The following is an 18367-nucleotide window of genomic DNA, read 5'->3' as shown; positions in this document are numbered from 1 at the left end:
TGGCGGATAAGCGGATGACGGCCCGCCAACGCCGGGATCATCGCCACTGCCGGACACTGCATACCCCTGTCTGCCGGGGGCGGCGCGCCGGCGGCCTTCCGAGAGGGCGTTCTGTGCCGGCGGCGGCGGCGGCCCGCAATGGCGGCGAGGCCGCTATTTTCCGCCGCCCCGGGGAGTTATCAGCGGCGCTGGGCACGTTGAGCAATTCCGGGGCTTTGCAGCGCGAAGCAAAATAGCGGCCCCGCCGCCATCCTCCGCTGACGCTCCGGCCCGCAAATCCAGCCCACGGCGTCACGGAGAGCGCTGGCGGGTGCGGGCCGCCGCCGCCCCCGGCTGGGATCGCCATGGAAGGCCGCGATGGGCGCGGGCTTCCGGCAAACAGGAGCATTCCATGACCCGCGACTATGACGATACCGGCTATGAGCCACCCCACGCCGCTTCACCCACCGCTTATATCCTCAGCGAACTGCAACTCTATGGCTATCATCCCGGTCAGGAAGAGCCTGACCCACGGCCCTTGCCCGAAGCCACGCTGATTGCCAGGGCGATCGCGGATATCTTCGACGCTTTCACCGCCACCCTGAGCGACACCCGCCTGGAGCCTGATCTCGAGGAGTTGCTCTGGGCCACGGTTAATCTATTCCACCGCGCCACCGGGCGAATCGAACGGCAGCTCGACGATAACGAGCAGGCGCAAAAGCGCAGCCATAAGGAGCAGGACGGCTCCGAGATCCGCTCAGTCGAGCTGGAACGGCTGACGGCGGAAGGGCAGACCTTACTGGAACGCCGGGATTGCCTGGAATTCTTCCGTGACCAGGCCGCCGAGCGGTTCGAGCGCCACACGCGCACCGCTTGGCGCCCGCGCTCAGGCTCGATGGTTAACCACCGGGCATTGACCGCGTCCCTCATCGATAGCCGTGACTTCATCGCCGCCAAGCGCCAGGTACAGATCGCACCTCTTCTGCCCACCGGCCCGAAAATCGCATTCACCGGCGGGATGGAGTGCAATGATCACATTCTGATCTGGGACAAGCTGGACAAAGTACACGCCAAACATCCGGACATGGTGCTGCTGCACGGCGGCAGCCCGAAGGGAGCCGAGCGCATCGCCGCAGCCTGGGCCGATGCCCGCAAGGTTACCCAGATTGCCTATCGCCCGGACTGGACCCGGCACGCCAAGGCCGCCCCGTTCCGGCGCAATGACGCCATGTTGGAGGCACTGCCGATTGGCATCATGGTATTCCCCGGCACCGGCATCCAGGAGAATCTCGCCGACAAGGCCAAGAAGCTCGGCATTCCGGTATGGAGCTTTGGGAGTGGGGGCGCATAGCCCCCACAATCTGCGCCCACCCATGCCGTATCACCGTATCCCAACGACCGGCTGAAGCGGCTCAACGGCGGCAAATTTATTTGCCGGACAAGCCCCCGCCAAGGCCCCGCCCGGCAGCGCCAGCGGAATTCGTCGCGGCGTGTGTCCCGCTTTACTTGTTGAATCGGACGCAAAAGGCGCTATCCTCGAGCAGCATTGTCGTGGGTGGGCAGGATCAGGTGGGTCTCTCGACGTGTCGCTTGGCCAGAAAGATCGCTCCACAGCGAAGGGCAGGACCATGTGCCACCCAATCCGTTTGTCCATTGATGCGAGGGCAGGGGCGGCGTTGGAGCAACCGGTTATATGCGGAATGATGACGCGGCGACGTCTGCAAGACCGGCCTTGTTCCCGTACCGTGGATGGCGCCGCTTTGATGAACGGCCCGAGTGTCGCCAGATATCTCCCGACTGCCTGCCCCAAGCCGCGCCACGCGGCCTCTCCCTGGCTGATCTGACCGAAGGACGATCGCCTTCCTGCAATGGCGGCTTCTGGCTTTTGTCCCCGGCAGCGATGCTGCCTCCTCGCGGACGCTTCGCTCCAAAAAAGCCAAAAGCCGCCATCCTCCGCTGACGCTACGGCCGCGGGCGGTGCAGGCCGATCGTGCCTTCGGTCAAGTGATCGCCATCGAGGCTGCGATGGTCGCGGGCTCGAAACAGCATAGGAGAATTGACGTGGCTACCATCGGAACCTTCAAGAAAGTCGGCAATGAAATCCACGGCGAGATTGTGACCCTGAGCGTGCAGACGAAGAACGTGCGTATCGTGCCTGAAGCCAACCGTGGCAACGACAACGCCCCCAGCCATCGCGTGTATGTTTCAAGGGCTGAGATCGGGGCTGGCTGGTCACGGCGCTCCGCCGAAGGGCGCGATTATATCTCGGTCAAGCTGGACGATCCAAGCTTCAGCGCCCCGATCTATGCCAACCTCTTCGACGATGAAAGCGGCGAGGGCTACACCCTGATCTGGTCCCGCAGCCGCAAGCAAAACGGCGAGTAACAACCGCGATGAACCCCGCCCGGCGATGCCGGGCGGGGCATGCTATGAAAATTGGCGGGGGCTTTGGGGAATATCGATGTCAGCACGAAAAAAGTTTTGACATAGAAAACGCAGCTTTTTGAAAAAAGCTGCACCAAAAACTTTTTGAATGATCAGGTTAATTTGGCCGTGGTGGATCAGAACTCACGAATGTTGATGCCCAGTATCGGTCGAAATGATTTATCTATTCGCGGTGACTCCAAAAAGGGCTGCTCTCTTACCAACATCTGCCATTCCGCGGCTCCCATCAATGTTTTCGATTATAGGCAGGAAGGGCCGAAAGCTGCCATTGAAGCTCGCGAGGATCGCTCTATCCTGAGTCCTTGAAGCCCTAACCCGTAGGACTCATATGCCGCCAGCAATCAGGGTTCAACTTCTGCCGCACGACCCCCATTGGGCGGAAATGGCCGATGTGGAGATGCGAGCATCTTTCAGATGCCATCGGGTCCACATTGGTCGCAATTCACCACATCGGTTCGACCGCAATTCCCAGCATTCGTGCAAAGCCCATTTCAGACCGATCGAAAACCGCTTTATTTGACGACTATCGATTTTACGATATATTTGAACTCATGATAATTGTATTCGGCCTTGTAGTAAGATCGCACACGGGTAGGATGGCATAGCCATCTCGTGAAAGCACCTGTGCGCGGAAAAATCGGCCCCTTTGGGGCCTTTTTTGTTGCTTCATCATCTTCTTTACAGGAACAAGGTGGAATTCAACCATGTTGAATACAGGCAGAGTTCATAATGCATCTCAATAGCGATTTCACCTTCGCCTCATCCGAGGCGCGGCTTTATGCCGGTTGGGAAGCTTCGGGCGCGTTTGCCGCGCAGCCGGAGAGTAACGCGCAGCCCTACACCATCATGATCCCGCCGCCAAACGTAACCGGCAGCCTGCATGTGGGCCACGCGCTGACCATGACATTGCAGGATATTCTTGTCCGTTACCGCCGCATGCAGGGGCGCGATGTGCTCTGGCAGCCAGGCACCGACCATGCGGGCATCGCCACGCAGATGGTGGTGGAGCGGCTGCTGGATAAGGAAGGCGTGTTCCGCAAAGATCTGGGGCGCGAAACGTTCCTCTCTCGCGTGTGGCAGTGGAAGGCTGCGTCCGGCGGCAATATCACCCGGCAACTGCGCCGCCTGGGCGCCTCGCCGGATTGGGCACGCGAGCGCTTTACCATGGATGAGGGGCTTTCCGTGGCGGTGCGCGAGGTATTCGTGCGGCTGTTCGAGGAAGGGCTAATTTATCAGGACAAGCGGTTGGTGAACTGGGATACCCAGCTGCAGACCGCGATCTCCGACCTTGAGGTGGAGAGTCGGGATACCAAGGGGAATATGTGGTATATTCGCTACCCCGTTGAGGGCGGCGAAGAGATTATCGTCGCCACCACCCGGCCGGAGACAATGCTGGCGGATACCGCCGTGGCGGTGCACCCGGAGAATGAAAAGTTCAAGCATCTCATCGGCAGACATGTGGTGCTGCCGCTGACGGAGCGGAAAATCCCCATCATCGCGGACGAGTATGCCGACCCTGAGAAGGGCACCGGGGCGGTGAAGATAACGCCCGCACATGATTTTAACGATTTTGAGGTTGGCAAGCGGCATGGGCTGGCCATGCCCTCGATGCTCGACAAGCAGGGCAGGATCACGCTGGCCGAGCTGGGCGAGATGCCGGAGTTTGTGCGCTCGCTTGAAGGGCAGGACCGGTTCGCGGCGCGTAAACTTATCGTGGCGGAGTTGGAGGCGCGCGAACAACTGGTGGAGGTGAAGGCGCACCAGAACATGGTGCCTTATGGCGACCGCTCGGGCACGGTGATTGAGCCGTATTTGACCACCCAATGGTATTGCAACGCGCATGTGCTCGCACAGCCGGCCATCAAGGCGGTTGAGGAAGGCCGCACCCAGTTTGTGCCCAAGCAGTGGGAGAATACCTTCTTCGCCTGGATGCGCGATATCCAGCCCTGGTGCATTTCCCGCCAGCTTTGGTGGGGCCACCGGATTCCCGCCTGGTACGACGAAGCCGGCAAGGTTTACGTGGTGCGCACTGAGGCCGAGGCACAGGCCAAGGCCGGGGCGGGTATCGCGCTCACGCAAGATGAGGACGTGCTGGATACCTGGTTTTCCTCCGCCCTCTGGCCCTTCTCCACGCTCGGCTGGCCGGAACAAACGCCGGAGCTGGCAAAGTACTACCCCACCGATACGCTGGTGACGGGGTTTGACATCATTCCCTTCTGGGTTGCCCGGATGATGATGATGGGCCTGCATTTCATGGGTGATGTGCCGTTCCGCACCATCTATATTCACGGGCTGGTGCGTGACGAAAAGGGGCAGAAAATGTCCAAGTCCAAGGGCAATGTGCTGGACCCTCTCACCCTCATCGACAAATTCGGGACGGATGCTTTGCGCTATTCCGTAGCCGCCGCCGCGGGCCAAGGGCGTGATGTTAAGCTGGGCGAGAAGATCGTCCAGACCAACCGCGCCTTCATCACCAAGATATGGAATGCCGCGCGGTTTCTGGAAATGAACGGGGTGAAGCCAAACCCAGCGTTCAAGCCTGAAAATGCGAAGCTGCCGCTGTGCCGCTGGATTCTTGCCCGCGCCAACGAGGCGATTACCGCCGCCACCGTCGGGTTGGATGCTTTTCGCCCGAGTGATTACGCCGCCGCCTGCTACCGCTTCGCCTGGGGCGATTTCTGCGACTGGTTCATCGAACTCGCCAAACCTGGCTTCACCAGCGAGGCCGATGCGCCGGAAATCCGCGACACGGCAGCCTATGTTCTGGGTGTGCTGCTGCGGTTGATGCACCCGCTGATTCCTTACGTGACTGAGGAACTATGGGATCATTTCGGCTATGGCGAGGCGTTCTCGCTGATTTCCGCATCTTGGCCCAAGGTTGCGACGGTAACCAATGTGGTAAGCGCACAATCTGAAATAGAATGGTTAAAGCTTCTTATTTCTGAAATTCGTACCGTTCGTTCGGAGATGAATGTCCCGCCTTCACAGAAATCGCCGGTGCTGTTTTTGGATGCGACAGACATCGCTATGACGATTGCACAGCGGTGGGATGAAGCAATTTCCCGCATGGCTCGCGCCAGCAATGTTGCTTTGCTGCAAGGTCCAGTTCCAAAAAACGCTGCTCAGTTATCGCTGGACGGGGCAACGGCCGTTTTGCCGCTGGAAGGGCTGATTGACCTTGAAGCGGAAAAGAAGCGCCTTGCCACGGCTCTTTCCAAAGCCGAAGGAGAGTTGAAAAAGGTCCAGGCCAAGCTGGCGAACACGGATTTTACCTCCCGCGCGCCGGAATCGGTTTTGGAAGAACACCGCGAGCGTGAGCAGAGTTTCGCCAACGAGGCAAAACGCCTTGAGGCCGCGCTGGCGAGGTTGGCCACTTTGGAACAGAAAAATGGTTAGCCGCCCTTGGAAACGCTAGCCGTACCGGGAGAGCGCCCCAGGAAGACGGCAAAGCGCGAGACGATGCGCAAGTAATCGTGCTGGGTCTTGGCACAAAACCCACGCACGTTCATGTCCTCGATCATCCGCTGGCGCAGATCGTTGGGCGCAGGCATGGCAACTGGCTTGGTCATGGAAGGCTCCTTTGCAATGAAAGAAGCCAACATCCTCAGACCGGGCCGTCCCAGCTCTCAACAGAAACCAAGCCGCGGGCCCTACGCTACGGCCTCACCGAAAGCACCAATCCCGCGCAGCGGGTTCGTTCTCCGTGGAGACTTTCGTACGCCCGCGGCGCCCGAAACTCTCCACGAAAAGCAGTCACAGTTAGAGGTCCTTATGGGATAACTCTCTCTCCGCCCATAGGCCCCCACAAGACCACCCACGTCACAAAATCATCGGAAATATTTTCAAATCTGTGTTCGGCAAGCGCTGCAACGAACAATGCGTCGCCTACCTTTGCAGGGGTCACTGTGCCTTCAACGATGAGATTGGCAGTACCAGAAATTACTAGATATATCTCATCCTGGTCATGCGGTGATTGCCTATCTACTCCACGGGGAGCAAACGCCTCTAGCAGCATTGATCCATGTTTTAACGCAGCTGCAAAGGGCTCACCGGTCGGCCATTCCTCGGTTGAAGGCCCAGGAAGGCGAGCCAAAACATCGCTTAAGGAAGCTTTCACGTATCGCTCCGTTTCCGGTTAGCCAAGACAATATTGAATGCAACTTGGTTCGCAGGCAAGTCAGCAGACGACCCATGACGGTCGCGTGCTCAAATTAGCGAACAACCAAAGAGCAGACTCTGCTTAGCCCGCCTACAAGACAATGACTTTTGGAGTCTGCAGAATTGGCTTAAGATTGCTTATTTTTGCTGGGCTGCGTGCCCCGCAAATCACCTGATAAATCGGCAAGCCATGCTGAGCTGTCCCGCTGTCAGCGAATAAGCGGATATTTGCGATGATCATTCGTAATTCTCCCAGAGTGTTCGATGGGTGCATCGGGTTTGCGTCAAGATTCGTGAACTCGACCAAATGACGACGCCCTTTTTCAAGGGGTGGAGGGGGATCATCTAGTGGGGCGCCTACAAAATACGGTATAGCGCGTGACCGGCCTAGGATAATATCGGGTAATATAAGAGGTCTAAAGCCGTCTAAGCCATACTGTAAAACGGCATGGCAATAGGCTATTTTGGCGATGGCCCGGGCAAATAGCGAGATATTTATTGCCGCCTTGCTCCTCACCATAAAATCGTCATCCTGCTCGAGACCAAGTATCTCGGGCATGTTCGGCGGAAGGTGGTGGTACATATGGCAATAGACTTCGGGAAACGGATCGTCGATTGACGCCCGGCGGTAAAAACCAGGGAGGCCCCAAACAGGCATAGCAAGGGAATAAGGGCGGCAATCGACCGTTAGATCACGTTCGACCTCCGAGCCCTTGATGGTGAAATTAACGGCTGGTAGCTTCGGCTGATTTTCCGGGCGCCGGGATGGAGAACCAACATGCCGCCGATATTCGTAGAAAACTGCACGGGCTAAATGTGTATCAACTGGATTTATAGTATTCTGACAGGTCACGCAGTTTGCGTTCTTAATCTCGGTTTCGCCCTGTAACGAGAAAGGAATGATGTGTTCGCTCCGGAGACCATTTTTGCCCCCATCGCTTCCACAATAGATGCACCGTCCGTATCCCGGATATTTTTTGCCCTGAATATCGTTCCATTCCACGGTATTTACTCCATGAAATCAACAAAGACGGATGAGTGTAACGTTACCCATTGCCTTCATGTCTCATCCCGATTGAAGAGCTTTATTCATCCTACGAATTCGTGGGCACCTCGGCAATGACCGCTTATTAGGGTTAACGTCCAAAACCCGCCATTCCGCTCCCCCCCCCCCATCCCGGTCACCGGTTGTCGCGTATTTTTGTCGTAAGCATACGAATGCTGCGACAAAGATACGCGACAAGAAAATGCTAGGCTGGCCGGGAGGCCGCCTACCTGTCGCATAATTTACGACAAACGCGACAACCATCGTCTCGGTTGGGAGAAGTGGACCTATGCCCCGCGAGCTACCACATACGTCCAAGGCAAAGCGTAGTAGAAGCCGCCCGCATCGGACCTGACTTGCAAAGCGTTCATCCACGCCACCGCCCTGTCCCTAGAAATTCCAAACGTATCCGAAAGGGCAACCATCCCGTCTAAGTGACCTTGCGCATAGCCCTCCATCGACAGACGGAGTTCCACGAACAGCACTGTCTCTGTGACCACATGGTTCAAAGCACTCCGCGCTACTAACCCGGGGAGGAGCCGTCCCATTTGGCCCTCGGAGGCATCCTGCCAGGCCTGTATGTGATCCGCGTAACCATGGACCATGCATCGGGTCAGTACGGTGTCGTCACTGGCTAACATGATGCCATCAAAGTCGTAGTGGCCGATCACGGCCGTACCTCCCGGCCTAAGCACACGGGCGATCTCGGCGAGCAGACCGTCCCTGTCGGCCACACATTCAATGACGTTCTGACACACGATGTTGTCGAAGCTGGCGGACTCAAATGGAAGTGGTCCGGCGATATCCAACTCAACCAGCGTGAGCCGCCCATCGACAGAAGCGTCAGGATGCGCTTGGCGCAACGCCTGGAGGCTGTGCGTGCTCCGATCCGCCGCGACGACCTGGCCAAGTTCACCAACCTGAGCCATCAGATGCGATACGGTGAGCCCCCGGCCGCAGCCTATGTCGAGGACCCTACCGCCCGGCTGGGCCGCGCTCAGGGCGGCGACGCGGGCGTGAAACTCTTCTTGCCGCCAGGTTGAATTGAGTGAGCGCATGATGCGGACCATGCCTTATGCGGCACATGTCCGCAAAGGGTCGTTTTTTGCCGTGACCTCGATTGTCACATAACTTACAAGTTGTGCGACGGCCAATGACCGGGAAGGCGGCGATGCCGCCATTCTGCTTTTGCACCTACAAACCTGTAAAACCGGCAGAATGGCTGTCGCGTAAATCATACGCACCAGCTCACGCGGTCAGCTCTGCCGCTTCAGGCAAGGAAATCGTGGCCTCCATGAAGGTAACAGCTTTTCCCCCCAGGATGACGCGATCATCGGTTAATTCGCATTCGAGCCATCCCCCGCGAGCTGAAGCTTGATAGGCTATGAGTTTATGATGGCCTAACCGTTCTGCCCAATAAGGCACCAGGGTGGCATGGATGGACCCCGTAACCGGATCTTCGGGAATACCTGCGCCGGGGGCGAAGTAGCGAGACACAAAATGGGCCTTTGCCTCATCATTCTCCGGTCCAGTCACTACAAGACCAACAGGTCCAAGACGGGCAATAGCCGTAAGGTCTGGAACAAAGTCGCGCACGGCATCTGCACTGCCGAGATCGGCAAAGATGTTCTCGAAGTTGCGGAAGATGCGGACGGGTGGCACCGCAAAAATCCCTTCGATCTCTTGCGGCAAAGCATTGATGATATCCGGCGACAGGCGAGGAAGATCGAGGCGGTACCCATCTAGCCACCTCGATACCCGCAGTTCTCCAACCCGAGTGTGAAAGACCACTGGCGACTCCACCATTGCCCTTGTGAATAAAATATGTGCTGTCGCAAGCGTGGCATGGCCACAGAAGTTGACTTCATGCGCCGGGGCAAACCAACGTAAATCCCATGTTCCATCAGAACGGGATTTGACAAAGGCTGTTTCGGCTAGATTGTTCTCCTGTGCAATGGCCAGCATCAAGTCATCCGGCAGCCACTCATCGATTACAAGAACGGCGGCAGGATTCCCCGCGAAAAGCCGGTCAGTGAAGGCATCGACCTGATACATGCGCATGGTTAAAGCTCGTCGCTGTGGATGCCGCATCCTATCCATAGATGTCCGCCATCGGAATACGGCGAAATCTGTCTCGAAGACCTACTTCGGGCTGTTTTACCGGGATCAGGATTGTCGCGTAACTTAGAGGTTATGCCACAAATAGCTAAAGGGCAGCAATTACCTCACCTGCTGATACGATACGGGCAAATTCACCATTGAGATTTGCCAGTGTCATCGCATGGATATCCTCGGCCGAGTGTTTGTCACCGTCTGGACCTATCCGGTCGAAAGTCCAGGTGGCGTCACGGACCAGCCATGTATCAAAACCAAGATTACCTGCCATCCGCGTTGTCGTCTCGACGCAATGGTTTGTGGTAGCACCGCAGATTACGACGGTTTGGAGACCAGCCGCATGCAGCCGTGCTTCCAAGTCAGTTCCAATGAAAGCACTGTTTACGTTCTTCACGATGACAGGCTCCCCGTCTCTCTCCTGGGCCTCATCCTTCACAAGATAACCCGTTTGATCGGGAGCAAAGGAAGAGCTGGGGCTCGTGCCCTCGTGGCGGATGTGGAAGATTGGCGCATCCTTGGCCCTGAAGGCCGCCAGCAAATCGGCAATCCGAACTGCTGCGTCAGGGTTGTTCCGCCTCTGGCCAGCAGCCTCCCATTCGTCAAAAGCCCGTTGCACATCGATAACAATAAGTGCGATCATTCGTGCTCACGATTCCAAAATGATTGTCGGTTCGTGGTGGACTGGAAAGTTCATCGAACGTGCGATGAAGCACATCTCGTGAGCTCGATGGTGAAGAGAACGCGCAACAGCTTCGTCAGAGTTTGATGAAATCATGATGCGCGGGCGCAGGGTAACGGAGGTAAACTGACCCGCCCCACTCGGTTCCTCGATCATGATGCCTTCCGCGTCATCCTCGTAGGACGTAACAACAATCCCTGCCTGTGAACAAAGGCCTAGATACCAGAGCTTATGACAAGCCGAGAGTGATGCAACCAAAAGCTCTTCTGGGTTCCATCGCTCCGGGTCGCCACGAAATGCTGGATCAGCCGAGCCATTAATCCTGGGCTTTCCAGGTGCGCCGATTTCATGGGCGCGCTCGTAACCCCGATAGGACTCGGTGCCCGTCCCCACATTTCCGGTCCAGACCACCCGAACCGCATAATGATGCTGTTTGTCCACGTCACTTCACCCCGTCGAGCTACCGAATAAACCTCATAATGATCCATTTGGGGAGGCTGGCCAACCGCCCATCACGATTGTGGATGGCCGAATATGCCTGTCGCATAACTTACAAGTTATGCGACAGTTTATGCCTTGGCTGGGAGGTTACCAACCGTCTAACGCCAATGTCGCGGTCGCCATGGGTACCAGCGTGTCAAGGTGCCGAATGTGTTTTCGATAGACATCGGCGGACGAATTGGGTTGACGGAGGTTCCAAACGAAAGAAATCCAGCGCCGGGCCAAGGTGGCAATGATAATCTGGCTTTCACAAAACCGATCTGATGCGGCTAATAGGCCGTGCCACGCCTCTCGACGCGCCACGCCGTCCAAAGTGGAGCGCAGAAATAGAGTGGTCGCCACGGCGGCAACATCGAAGGCGTATGAATTGTTTGACGTGAACTCGAAATCCAGGAATCCGCATGATCCGTTATCAGTGATGATAATGTTCGGGTGTGTGAGGTCGCCATGGGTCATCGTGCGTGGCCAGGCTTCGATCCACGGCAGTGCATCACGCAAGAGTGCGGCTGCCTTTCTTGTGACAGCCGGAAGGCTATTCGTGGACGGAGGAGAATACAGCAGGCTGCGGTGCAGATCCGCCACGCAGCCATCCGCGATATTCTCCAATTTGATTTTGCTCATTGCGGCGTGGAGAATGACGATTCCATGCCCGATGCGCGAATAGTCGTCGATGCTGTCAGCATTAGGATGCCTGCCTTTCAATCTGGACTCTGCCGTCCAGAGTACACCGTTTCGCTCGATGGACGGGCTACCGTCCTTTGTTGGGAGGATGTTCGGAACCAGTCCAAAGCCGGCGACTATGAGCCTGTTCAAAAGCACGATTTCATGTTTACGGCGCGACAGGTCACTCACGAACGCCTTCAGATAGACATCGCCACACCGCCAGACGCCGTTGTTGGTCGCAAGGGCTGAGGTGGGGCCGGGAGTATCCAGCCCCCACCTCTCAGCCATTGCGTGCACGTCATCCTGCAAATCATCATACAGTGTGCTCATCTGACAACACGATCCGGTAAATGTTATGCGGGACTTCGCGGAATGATAGGTTTACGCTTTGAAGCAAGTTGCCACCGCACGACTCTATAATACGAATGGAAGGCTCATTATCAGCGTTGCAAGTCAAAATCACTTCTTTTAGCGCGAGTTCACCTGCAACTCGAAGTCCTTCTAAGAGGAGCAAACGACCCAGCCCCTTTTTTCTTTCAGAAGCCCGTAATGCATATCCTATATGCCCGCCATAGCTTTTTAGTGATTCTGTGAGGAAATGGCGAATGCCGCAAATCCCGAGAAATTGTCCAGGTCGGACTAACCACCGTGTCGTTTGTGGTACACGGGGAACCTTACTGCCATCAGGTAAAACAATCGGCTTTGACAGGTCGAGAGCTTTGCTGCGCCAACCACGAAAATTGTTTTCCACCTCATCAATTTCATTTTTGGGCCACGGCTGAATGAATAATCCTTCGCGCAGAGCGTCGGCAAAAGATTTGGCGTAACTTTCTGTCGGTTCCACAAAGCTGAGTGTCATTCAATTTTTTCCGGTGCTGACCCGAGCATTATGTCTACAATTTAGGTAAATGACAGCCTGATCATCGATACCGTGGGTCGATTCCGACTGTCGCATAACTTAGGATTTACGCGACATTGCTGGATGGCGAGGTCGTGTTTGCCACGCGAAGCACCGTCTCCTGGTGGCATGGAAAGTCGGCCACGCGAACGCAAACAATCCCAAAAGCCGCCAGGCCAAGCTATCAGCAGAAAACATTTACACCTTTGGAAGGTCTGCTTCAGAGCATCCAATTAGAGCCCGGGAATGACCCGCAAGGGCGCAATCGCGCCGGAAGTGGCCGTCGGAGGTATGAACATTCCTGCCGCCCACGACCATGCTCAGGGCAGGCGCATAAATGGATCATGTACTGCCACACCCAGCGGCTCAAAATGCCGCAGGTTGCGGGTCAGGATGGTCAGCCCGTGGTGCTGGGCGGTGGCGGCGATGATGATGTCGGCGAGGCCGGGCGCATGACCCTGGCCACGGGCGCGGTCTGATAGACACCCTGCCAGGCGGGCGCTGGCCACGTCGAATGGCAGGATGCGCGCCGCGTAGAGGTGCAACACGGTCTCCAACCAGGCGGTTAGGTCACGGGCTTTGCGGGTTGCCCCCTCACGGTTGGCCTTGGCGATGCCGTCCTCAATCTCGGCGATTGTGACCGTGGAGAGAAATAAATCGGCCGAGTGGGCATCCATCCAGGCGGCCAAATCGGGCAGAGGGACGCGCGAGGGCGCGCGCGCCGAGATGACATTGGTGTCGACGAGATACAAGGATCAGAGGCCGCTATCACGGAGTGGGGATTGGTTGCGCGGCGGCAGATCGTCCGCATCGAGAGGTGCGGCCATCAGCAATTGGCCGAAGGAGGGCACATGGGACAGCCGCTGCCATTCCTCAAAGCTGAGAATGACTGCCTCGGGCTTTCCGTGGCGGGTGATAATGGCGGGCTCGCCGCGTAGGGCCTCATCGACCACAGCCGACAGGCTGGCCTTGGCGTCGCGAAGTTGAATTTCCCGCATGATGGCCTCCGAACAAGATGGAACTACAGTAGTCATATTTAGGACTATGTGCTGGGACGGGCAAGGGTAATGTTCCCAGGCGGCGGCGCTGGAGGTCATTGAACGGGGGCTGAAGGCACGGCGGGGGATATCGGGTCGGTCCATACCGGCATGAAACAATAATGCCGTCCGCTGGCATCTTGCTGCATGGATTTGCGGCAGGCGGCCATGGCGGTGACGCCGTCATTATCCTGCATCAGCTGCCCCCAGGCGAGGGCCTCGGCCGGACCGGCCTTCATGGCGGCGGGGATAACATGTGCGGCGATTTCGGCCTGGAATCGGCCATCATTCAGCCCGGCGGCGTAGGTGAACAGGCTGGGCATGAGAATGGCCAGTGCCAATGCCAGCCCCAGGCCCACGATACTGCGAATACGCAGAGTGGTGATTTTCATGCGCATGGTGCGGTCGGCGGCATTGGCCAGTTGCGGCGCAAGCTGGTTGACGATGTCCATGCCCGAGGCGTGGACCCGTGAAATGGCTTCATCCGCGATTACGCCGGTCTGGGTTTTCAGCGTATTGGCGATGTCGATCTGGGTGGCCTCGCTGGCTTGGTAGAGATCGCTCAGCGCGCCGACACAGACGGCCAGGGCCTGGAGCTGCTCTGCCAGAGGGTCGCTTTTCAGGGCGGCGGCCGCGGCGGCGCGGCGCAAGATCATCTGCGCCTCGCTGATCTGTTCGTGCAGGGCTTCCCGGCGCGCGGCGGGGCTTATGGGATCCATGATCTGACCCCTGCAAAGCGGCGGTCCATGGCGTCCAGCCAGACGCGGACCCGGGCAGCATCGAATAGCCCCAGAGATGGCGTGACGGTGCCATCGCGCGCGGCGGCGAAGCTGCATTGGCGGCTTTCCACGGCCTCGGCGGCGTGCAGCCGGGGCATCCAGAGCCTGATGCAGGAAGCTGCCAGACGGGCATAGGCGTCGGACGCAATGAGGCGGGCAAAGGCCCGTTCACGGGTTGCGCCGGGCTCGACGCTATATTCGTTGAACACCAGAGCTTGCGCTGCCGGTGTGAACCCGCGCGCGGCCAGGGTGAGGGCAGGAAGCAAATCCTCAGGCTGGGCGCCGGTGAGGTGGAACATGACTGGCGCCATGCCGGCGGCTTCGATATGCGCCGCCAGGCCCGGCATCTCGGCGGCAAGGGAGCGTAAGGTCGTATCACCGCCACCCAGATCGACGAAGGCGGATTGCCGCTCATTGATGCAATATTCAATCAGTTCCTGCAGCCAGGCGGTGACCCCGGCCGGATTATCGGTCTCTGGCCGGGCCACGTCGGCAAAATAGGCGGAGAAGGTGGCGTTGCTGGGGTCGACATCGGCCAGGATGGGCGTGCCGCCATCGCGGATCGAGGTCTCGGTAAGCCAGCGGAGCAGGGTGGTTTTACCCGTCTTGCCCCGCCCGGCGGCGAAGATGATCTTGGCTTGGCCCGTGAGGTCGATGCCTTGTCCGATCTCAGGCTCGGTTTCCTGAGGCGGCGCCAGGCTGACGATATCGGAACGCGCGCCGGTGAATTTCGTCATGCTCGGGCGGTAGGGGGTAGCGCCGGACGGCTTGCCGCCGTTCAATTTGGGGGCTGATTTGGGTTTGTCTTCGGACATTGGCTCTACTCCTTGGGTTCAGGTGGCCCGAATGTCAGGCGGTGGTTGCGCTCGGTCTCCGCCCGCTCGGCCTCACTCAGCGGCGGGGGCAGTTCATGGACGCGGAACGAGGCGGGCTTGAAGCGGGGGGCGCCGGCAGCGGATGGCACCGGCTCCGGCGGTAAGGGCAAGATGACAGAAGCTGTGGCCGCCGCCGCTGGGGGGACCGCCCCTGCTCCGATTGTCACCGGCGTCTCTACGGGCGGCTGCTCAGGAGCAGCATCTCCCGAGCGTCCTGGCCTGCGCCGGTAGCCTTTCAGCGGCGTCTGCGCGCGCGAGAATTCGCTGCGCAGGGTTTTGGCTGTCCAGGGTGCGCCAGTGCGGTAGGTAATCCCGGCCTTGCTCAGCGCGACACCGACCGCGGCCCAGGACCATTCGCCATGCACCAGCTCCAGAAGCATATCTTGGTGCTGGCGTAGCCAGGGCCGTACAACATCGCCTGGCCGCCAGAGCGGGCGGAAGGTCGCTGCCAGCACTTCGATTTCTGCGTCAGTGGGCTTGCGCTTGAGTGACATGAGCACCGACCATCAAAAATAGCAGCGCAAAATTTCACCAATTTTGACAGGGCGCGCAATCTTCCGAATCGGAATCTTGACAGACTGGATTTCTCAATCGTCAGCGCAATCCATAGCTCTTTCGCCAACTCAAAGGCTGGCGCAAATGCTGGCGCATTTGTCATCGCAATGGCTGGTGCAATCGCTATCTCTAATCTCGTTGGTCCCGTGTGGTAATATCTTATGCAGCTACAACAGACCAAGGAATGCTAGCGCATGCGGAAATAGCGATGCCAAGTGGTATAAATAACTTTCATAATCTAGATTTTTTGGTTATCTCTGCCATCGCCAGGACTATTTTAATGTTGGTTGAACCTGGGTTTTAAGCTCGATCATATTTTTGCGCTGGCTAAGATAAGTGCGTTAGCCTAGTCCTAGCATATCGATGGACGCCAGTTATACAGGCCCCCCTGAAACTAACCGCCGCCGCGGAAAATACGATACGCACTGTTATAAAAAGATCACTTGCGAACATATAAGCAGACGTTAAGGCTAAGCTACAATGACCGGCTTTAAAATCCTGCTTATAGAAGATGATCACCAGGCTGCCGCGCTTGTTTGTCAAGCTCTCACCCTTAAGGCGTATCAGGTGACAACGGTTGCAACGGCACATGCCGGGCTGTTGCGGGCGAGCGTTGACCCCTGGGACTTGCTGATTGTCGACCGGATGTTGCCGGGATATGATGGTCTAAAGCTTGTGCAGGCCTTACGCAAAGTCCGCGTCGAGGTGCCGGTGCTGTTTCTCACCGCGCTCGATGGTATCGACGACAGGGTAGGGGGGCTGCGTGCCGGTGGCGACGATTACTTGATAAAGCCCTTCGCCTTTGCGGAACTTTGCGCACGTGTTGAGGCTCTGATTCGCCGTTGCCCAGCACCATCAAGGCGCTCTACTTTGTCGTATGCTGATATATGGCTCGATCGTCGTAAGCAGATCGTCACACGTGCCGGCCAGGCAATTTCTCTAACACAGATCGAATTCAAAATTCTTGAAGCACTTTTGCTCAACCAGGGGAAAGTAACGACCCACAAAATGCTACTCGAAAAAGTTTGGGATTATAGTTTTGACCCAGGAACGAGCGTTGTGGCGAGCCACGTATCGCGCCTGCGCGTCAAGATCGAATCCAATTTTTCTACTAAGATATTATATACGTTACGTGGTGTCGGATACCGATTGGGTATCAATGCGAATTGAACGACACCCTGGGGGCGTAGCGCAGGCGCGATCGCCAAGCCTAATCCGCACAACCAGTTTCCGGCTTGCTGCTTGTGGTGCAATTTTGGCATCCCTCGGCGCGGGCCTTGTTTTCGTGATCATCTATTATGGCACCGCTGGAGCAATGGTCCGCACGCTTGACCGTCAAATCAGGAACGAAGTTGGAGAAATTGAGGATCCCGGAAAAACATTTCGTACGGCGGGCGCACTTGAATCTGTACGCGAGGCGCAAAGTGAAGTGGTACGAGGCACTTTTATCACATTGATCGACCCTCAAGGACATGTCGTTGCAACAAATCTTGCCGATTTTTCGCGAGTACAAGGTTGGAGTTGGCATAATCTTATCGTTACTCATCCCACCTCTCGGATCGTGACGACACGCAATCTTGGAATCCGCCTGGCGGATGGCGGCTTGTTAGTCGTTGGTGAAGACGCAACCGCGCTTGTGCAGTTGCGGCAGCGCCTGGCGAAGACATTTTTTGTTGGCTTTGGGATTCTAGTGATATTTGGTCTTGGAGCCGGTATCGCGTTGGGGCGGAATGCTGTTTCGCGGATACAGGATATCAATACAACCCTCGAATCGATCATGGGCGGAGATTTTAGCCGAAGATTGACGAGATCGATCTACAGAAATGAGCTTGATGATCTGGCTGTCAGCGTCAATCTTATGCTGGATCGGATTGAACTCCTCATGGAAAATCTACGGCAGGTAGGAAATGAGATAGCACATGACCTGCGCTCCCCGCTCGCCCGTTTGCGCGAGGGGCTGGAACTCGCTCAACTTGCCGATGAAGAGACGATGTCCCGCAACGTAATCCCGTGGGCGATTTCTCAGACTGATTCAATTCTTGAAATTTTTTCAGCGCTTTTACGGCTGTCAGAGATTGAAAGTGGAACGCGTCGGAAGGCATTTACCTTGATTGATCTTTCCCATCTGCTGATCGCTCTGGTCGATACCTTTGCTCCCGCCGTCGAGGAGGTCGGAGGGAAGCTAAATTTCAACATTCAACCAGAACTCAGTTTAAGCGGTGATGTTGTCTTGCTGAATCAGCTTTTTGGTAATCTGATTTTGAATGCGATAAAACATACCCCGCCGGGAACCATTATCCATATATATGCGGCCTGCGCAGCGCAGAACGTTGCGATAGACATTTTCGATAATGGTACAGGCATACCGAGTCACTTACATAGCATGGCGCTTCGCCGTTTCGGACGGATAGATATGGCGCGCACGGTATCCGGCGCGGGCCTTGGCTTGCCGATTGCGGCCGCCATTGCAGAGCTTCACGGCGGCACATTAACGTTGAAAGACGCGAAGCCTGGATTGTGGGTGGAGATCACACTTCCGTGGAACCGCAATGCCCCCCCCTGCAAGTATTAAATACTTAAAAGACTAATGATATTAGTTAAAATTTCAAACTTTTCGACAAGCTTGGCGAGATTAACA

Annotated in this window: 20 protein-coding genes; 6 read left to right on the top strand and 14 right to left on the bottom strand. The window is 57.0% G+C overall.

Annotated elements, in window-relative coordinates:
- Positions 1 to 391: 391 nt before the first annotated feature.
- From ACZ46S_RS10150 to ACZ46S_RS10135, 4 genes are all read left to right on the top strand, one after another.
- Positions 392 to 1330 carry a DUF2493 domain-containing protein gene (locus ACZ46S_RS10150; protein WP_464061628.1) on the top strand — a complete coding sequence of 313 codons (939 nt, stop codon included), beginning with the start codon at positions 392 to 394 and terminating at the stop codon, positions 1328 to 1330.
- 710 nt (positions 1331 to 2040) lie between these two features.
- The gene (locus ACZ46S_RS10145; protein ID WP_464064280.1) at positions 2041 to 2364 is read left to right on the top strand and encodes a DUF736 domain-containing protein; all 324 of its coding nucleotides are present in this window, start codon (positions 2041 to 2043) and stop codon (positions 2362 to 2364) included.
- Between the two features lie 449 nt (positions 2365 to 2813).
- On the top strand, positions 2814 to 3029 hold the full coding sequence (locus tag ACZ46S_RS10140; RefSeq protein WP_464061627.1) for a GrpB family protein: 216 nt from the start codon (positions 2814 to 2816) through the stop codon (positions 3027 to 3029).
- A gap of 124 nt (positions 3030 to 3153) precedes the next feature.
- Positions 3154 to 5820 (top strand): valine--tRNA ligase, encoded by a 2667-nt coding sequence (locus tag ACZ46S_RS10135; protein WP_464061626.1) that lies wholly within the window; start codon positions 3154 to 3156, stop codon positions 5818 to 5820.
- Here the strand turns inward: ACZ46S_RS10135 and ACZ46S_RS10130 are convergent.
- From ACZ46S_RS10130 to ACZ46S_RS10065, 14 genes are all read right to left on the bottom strand, one after another.
- Positions 5817 to 5993: a hypothetical protein gene (locus ACZ46S_RS10130; RefSeq protein WP_464061625.1), complete on the bottom strand. Its 177-nt coding sequence runs from the start codon at positions 5991 to 5993 to the stop codon at positions 5817 to 5819. The genes ACZ46S_RS10135 and ACZ46S_RS10130 overlap by 4 nt on opposite strands.
- A gap of 200 nt (positions 5994 to 6193) precedes the next feature.
- Entirely contained in the window at positions 6194 to 6541 is a 348-nt protein-coding gene (locus ACZ46S_RS10125; RefSeq protein WP_464061624.1) for a cupin domain-containing protein, read from the bottom strand.
- A gap of 132 nt (positions 6542 to 6673) precedes the next feature.
- On the bottom strand, positions 6674 to 7585 hold the full coding sequence (locus ACZ46S_RS10120) for an HNH endonuclease (RefSeq protein WP_464061623.1): 912 nt from the start codon (positions 7583 to 7585) through the stop codon (positions 6674 to 6676).
- A 329-nt stretch (positions 7586 to 7914) separates the two neighbouring features.
- Positions 7915 to 8697, bottom strand: coding sequence for a methyltransferase domain-containing protein (locus ACZ46S_RS10115; RefSeq protein ID WP_234730210.1), 783 nt, complete (start codon positions 8695 to 8697; stop codon positions 7915 to 7917).
- A 178-nt stretch (positions 8698 to 8875) separates the two neighbouring features.
- Positions 8876 to 9682 carry a PhzF family phenazine biosynthesis protein gene (locus ACZ46S_RS10110; RefSeq protein WP_464061622.1) on the bottom strand — a complete coding sequence of 269 codons (807 nt, stop codon included), beginning with the start codon at positions 9680 to 9682 and terminating at the stop codon, positions 8876 to 8878.
- A gap of 151 nt (positions 9683 to 9833) precedes the next feature.
- Positions 9834 to 10382 carry a cysteine hydrolase family protein gene (locus ACZ46S_RS10105; RefSeq protein WP_464061621.1) on the bottom strand — a complete coding sequence of 183 codons (549 nt, stop codon included), beginning with the start codon at positions 10380 to 10382 and terminating at the stop codon, positions 9834 to 9836.
- A 6-nt stretch (positions 10383 to 10388) separates the two neighbouring features.
- Complete coding sequence (locus tag ACZ46S_RS10100) at positions 10389 to 10862, bottom strand: OsmC family protein (protein ID WP_464061620.1); 474 nt, start codon at positions 10860 to 10862, stop codon at positions 10389 to 10391.
- A gap of 147 nt (positions 10863 to 11009) precedes the next feature.
- The gene (locus ACZ46S_RS10095) at positions 11010 to 11915 is read right to left on the bottom strand and encodes a phosphotransferase enzyme family protein (RefSeq protein WP_464061619.1); all 906 of its coding nucleotides are present in this window, start codon (positions 11913 to 11915) and stop codon (positions 11010 to 11012) included.
- Entirely contained in the window at positions 11899 to 12444 is a 546-nt protein-coding gene (locus tag ACZ46S_RS10090; RefSeq protein WP_464061618.1) for a GNAT family N-acetyltransferase, read from the bottom strand. Before ACZ46S_RS10090 ends, ACZ46S_RS10095 begins: the two co-directional genes overlap by 17 nt.
- Before the next feature lie 359 nt (positions 12445 to 12803).
- Complete coding sequence (locus ACZ46S_RS10085; RefSeq protein WP_464061578.1) at positions 12804 to 13235, bottom strand: PIN domain-containing protein; 432 nt, start codon at positions 13233 to 13235, stop codon at positions 12804 to 12806.
- Between the two features lie 3 nt (positions 13236 to 13238).
- A complete protein-coding gene (locus ACZ46S_RS10080) occupies positions 13239 to 13481 on the bottom strand; it encodes a type II toxin-antitoxin system Phd/YefM family antitoxin (protein ID WP_464061617.1) in 243 nt (80 codons plus the stop codon).
- Between the two features lie 95 nt (positions 13482 to 13576).
- Positions 13577 to 14239 (bottom strand): hypothetical protein, encoded by a 663-nt coding sequence (locus ACZ46S_RS10075; RefSeq protein WP_464061616.1) that lies wholly within the window; start codon positions 14237 to 14239, stop codon positions 13577 to 13579.
- Positions 14227 to 15114 carry a P-loop NTPase family protein gene (locus tag ACZ46S_RS10070; protein ID WP_464061615.1) on the bottom strand — a complete coding sequence of 296 codons (888 nt, stop codon included), beginning with the start codon at positions 15112 to 15114 and terminating at the stop codon, positions 14227 to 14229. The genes ACZ46S_RS10075 and ACZ46S_RS10070 overlap by 13 nt, the downstream gene beginning before the upstream one ends.
- A gap of 5 nt (positions 15115 to 15119) precedes the next feature.
- A complete protein-coding gene (locus tag ACZ46S_RS10065) occupies positions 15120 to 15674 on the bottom strand; it encodes a hypothetical protein (RefSeq protein WP_464061614.1) in 555 nt (184 codons plus the stop codon).
- Between the two features lie 535 nt (positions 15675 to 16209).
- On the opposite strand from ACZ46S_RS10065, the gene ACZ46S_RS10060 reads away from it, so the two are divergent.
- Together ACZ46S_RS10060 and ACZ46S_RS10055 are read left to right on the top strand one after the other, a co-directional pair.
- Positions 16210 to 16899, top strand: a complete 690-nt coding sequence (locus ACZ46S_RS10060; protein ID WP_464061613.1) for a response regulator transcription factor — start codon at positions 16210 to 16212, stop codon at positions 16897 to 16899.
- Between the two features lie 115 nt (positions 16900 to 17014).
- Positions 17015 to 18301, top strand: coding sequence for a sensor histidine kinase (locus ACZ46S_RS10055; protein WP_464061612.1), 1287 nt, complete (start codon positions 17015 to 17017; stop codon positions 18299 to 18301).
- Positions 18302 to 18367: the final 66 nt, after the last annotated feature.

This window comes from Acidocella aluminiidurans (assembly GCF_055383125.1).
Note: the sequence above shows the minus strand (reverse complement) of the source record. Positions and strands in the feature narration are given on the sequence as shown.

What these genes read in the sequence shown, in the direction of transcription:
- ACZ46S_RS10135 (WP_464061626.1), top strand. Translation starts at nt 3,154, where the DNA reads ATGCATCTCAATAGCGATTTCACCTTCGCCTCATCCGAGGCGCGGCTT.
- ACZ46S_RS10130 (WP_464061625.1), bottom strand. Translation starts at nt 5,993, where the DNA reads ATGACCAAGCCAGTTGCCATGCCTGCGCCCAACGATCTGCGCCAGCGG.
- ACZ46S_RS10095 (WP_464061619.1), bottom strand. Translation starts at nt 11,915, where the DNA reads ATGAGCACACTGTATGATGATTTGCAGGATGACGTGCACGCAATGGCT.
- ACZ46S_RS10070 (WP_464061615.1), bottom strand. Translation starts at nt 15,114, where the DNA reads ATGTCCGAAGACAAACCCAAATCAGCCCCCAAATTGAACGGCGGCAAG.
- ACZ46S_RS10060 (WP_464061613.1), top strand. Translation starts at nt 16,210, where the DNA reads ATGACCGGCTTTAAAATCCTGCTTATAGAAGATGATCACCAGGCTGCC.
- ACZ46S_RS10115 (WP_234730210.1), bottom strand. Translation starts at nt 8,697, where the DNA reads ATGGTCCGCATCATGCGCTCACTCAATTCAACCTGGCGGCAAGAAGAG.
- ACZ46S_RS10075 (WP_464061616.1), bottom strand. Translation starts at nt 14,239, where the DNA reads ATGGATCCCATAAGCCCCGCCGCGCGCCGGGAAGCCCTGCACGAACAG.
- ACZ46S_RS10080 (WP_464061617.1), bottom strand. Translation starts at nt 13,481, where the DNA reads ATGCGGGAAATTCAACTTCGCGACGCCAAGGCCAGCCTGTCGGCTGTG.
- ACZ46S_RS10110 (WP_464061622.1), bottom strand. Translation starts at nt 9,682, where the DNA reads ATGTATCAGGTCGATGCCTTCACTGACCGGCTTTTCGCGGGGAATCCT.
- ACZ46S_RS10090 (WP_464061618.1), bottom strand. Translation starts at nt 12,444, where the DNA reads ATGACACTCAGCTTTGTGGAACCGACAGAAAGTTACGCCAAATCTTTT.
- ACZ46S_RS10150 (WP_464061628.1), top strand. Translation starts at nt 392, where the DNA reads ATGACCCGCGACTATGACGATACCGGCTATGAGCCACCCCACGCCGCT.
- ACZ46S_RS10140 (WP_464061627.1), top strand. Translation starts at nt 2,814, where the DNA reads ATGTGGAGATGCGAGCATCTTTCAGATGCCATCGGGTCCACATTGGTC.
- ACZ46S_RS10105 (WP_464061621.1), bottom strand. Translation starts at nt 10,382, where the DNA reads ATGATCGCACTTATTGTTATCGATGTGCAACGGGCTTTTGACGAATGG.